General features: G+C 59.8%; 2 protein-coding genes. Both read left to right on the top strand.

From position 1 onward, the window contains the following. On the top strand, nucleotides 1-1,940 hold a 1,940-nt coding region (tssI, locus tag EN932_RS33915; protein WP_128369427.1), incomplete at its 5' end, for a type VI secretion system tip protein TssI/VgrG. Between the two features lie 8 nt (nucleotides 1,941-1,948). After that, entirely contained in the window at nucleotides 1,949-2,374 is a 426-nt protein-coding gene (locus EN932_RS33920) for a DUF6484 domain-containing protein (protein ID WP_128369428.1), read from the top strand. The last annotated feature ends 109 nt before the right edge of the window (nucleotides 2,375-2,483 follow it).

Below are 2,483 nucleotides of genomic sequence, written 5' to 3' on the forward strand. Positions count from 1 at the left end.
TGCGCCTGCAAGGCTCCTATCCCCCGCGCGAATATTGCGTGCAGTACGACGAACCCGACCTGGATTTCGTGCAGCGGCTGCTGGAGCATGAAGGCATCCTGTATTTCTTCGAGCATGATGACGGCAAGCACACGCTTGTCCTGGCCGATGCGATGAGCAAGCTGAAGCCTGCGCCGGGCTACGAGAAAGTGCTCTATAACTTTGAAGGTCAGGGTTCGCGGCGCGATGTCGAATACATCACTGAATGGATACCGGGCAGTTCGGTGCGCCCAGGCGCCTATGCCCACACTGACTATGATTTCACGAAGCCGGGCGCCGATCTCATGGCCAAGTCGGCCCAGCCGTTCAGCCACAAAGAGGCAGCGGGTGAGAACTACCGCCAGCCCGGCGCGCATCTCGAAACGGGCCGGGGAGACAGCCTGGCCGCGATCCGGCGTGAGGAAATCCAGGCCGTCCACCAGCGCATCGCCGCTGTCGGCACCGTGCGCGGCCTCTATTCGGGCTGCACGTTCAAGCTGGATAGCTTTCCGCGTGAGGACCAGAACCAGGAGTATCTGGTGGTCAGCGCCGAATACAGACTGTTTGATCCAGGTTACAGAGCCCATGCTGACGTCAACAGCGAGAATTTCAAGGTGATCCTCGGCTTGGCGCCGACAGCCTTGCCCTATCGTCCGCCGCGGATCACGCCACGGCCGATCATGCGTGGCCCCCAGACGGCGACGGTGGTCGGCCCGTCCGGCGAGGAAATATTTACCGACAAATATGCGCGGGTGAAGGTGCAGTTCCATTGGGACCGTCTGGGCAAGAAGGACCAGAACAGCTCCTGTTTCGTGCGGGTGTCGCAGACCTGGGCCGGCAGCGGCTGGGGCTTCATCCAGATCCCGCGCATCGGCCAGGAGGTGATCGTCGACTTCATCGAAGGCGACCCGGACCTGCCGATCATTACCGGCAGGGTCTACAACGCCTCGCAGATGCCGCCCTACGGGCTGCCGGGCAGCGCCACGCAATCGGGCTGGAAGTCCGACTCCTCCAAAGGCGGTGGCGGCTATAACGAGCTGATGTTCGAGGACAAGGCCGGCTCCGAACTGGTCAATTTCCAGGCCCAGAAGGACCATAACCTTCTGGTCAAGCACGACCGCACCAAGCTGGTGCAGCACGACCAGTCCGACCGCATCGACCACGACGCCAAGCACTCCGTCGGCCACAACCTCGACGAGGACGTCGGAAACAACAAGACCGTCAAGGTCGGCGTGGACCAGACCACCAACATCGGCTCGAACGACACCGAGACAGTGGGCGCCAACCGTTCGCTGACGGTCATGGCCAACGAGACCATCCATGTCGTGTCGAACTCGACGGAGAATATAGACGCAAATCATTCTCAGACTGTGGGGATAGGTCAGACGATTACCGTCGGTGCGGCGCGCGTCGACAGCGTCGGAGCGGCGGAACAGCGCACCGTCGGCGGGCTGCAGAGCAACACGGTCGGCGCGACGCGCAGCGTGAGCGTCGGTTTGAGTCAGAGCCATAGCGTCGGCACGAGTGATAGTTGGGAGATAGGAACTGCGCAGAATGTGAAGATAGGTTCTGATCAGAGTTTCAAGATCGGCGGTGCACTGACTTCCGAGATAGGAAAAGAGCGAAGCGCGAAGGTCGGCGCGGATGACGTGACGGAAATCGGAGGCTCGCGAGCGCTCAAGATCGCCAAGGGAAGCTTGGTAGAGGTCGGGGAAGACGGTTTGATCAAGATCGGCCAGGATCTCGTCATTGAGGCCGGAGATTCGATTATCATCAAGTGCGGCTCCGCAGCGATAGGGCTGAAAAAGGATGGCACGATCTCGATCGACGGCAAGAACATTTCCATCAATGGTTCAGGCAAAATCACCGTGAAGGCATCCAGCGACATCACGATGAAGGGCTCAAAGATCAACCAGAACTGAGGCATCGGATGGCGAAGACCAAACAGCGCATCGAAGGGGTTGTCATCGGTGCAGTCCTCGGTTTCGGTGAGGACGCTCCCCTGGTCGTCTTTCCCGGCAATCCGAATGAAACGGCAGTTCCCGCGCGCAGCCTGACCGAACTAACGTCGGACATGATCGGCGCAGAAGTGGCGCTGCTGTTTCAGGATGGCGATCCTGGGCGACCGCTCATCGTCGGTCGCATTGTAGATGCTGCCCGCAAGTCAAATGTCCCGCAGATTGTTCAGGACGGTGAGCTGATGCGAATTACGGCGAAAGAGCGGCTCGAGCTACGTTGCGGCAAAGCAACGATCATCATGGAAAAGGACGGCCGTATCACCATCCGCGGCACCTATTTGACAAGTCACGCCAGCGCGACCAACCGCATCCGTGGCGGCTCGGTCAACCTGAACTGATGGCTGCGATGGTCCTACGCGAGATTGTTCGCCAACACGCGGAGATGGCAGCATTCCTATGGACGGTCTATGACCGCCATTTGCTTCATCCCGACGAGAACCTCGATCT

Origin of the sequence: Mesorhizobium sp. M7A.F.Ca.US.002.01.1.1 (assembly GCF_004022955.1) — a bacterium.
In the GTDB taxonomy this organism is placed as follows: Bacteria; Pseudomonadota; Alphaproteobacteria; order Rhizobiales; family Rhizobiaceae; genus Mesorhizobium; species Mesorhizobium ciceri.

Coding starts and splice junctions, on each gene's coding strand:
- EN932_RS33920 (WP_128369428.1), top strand. CDS start 1,949: ATGGCGAAGACCAAACAGCGCATCGAAGGGGTTGTCATCGGTGCAGTC.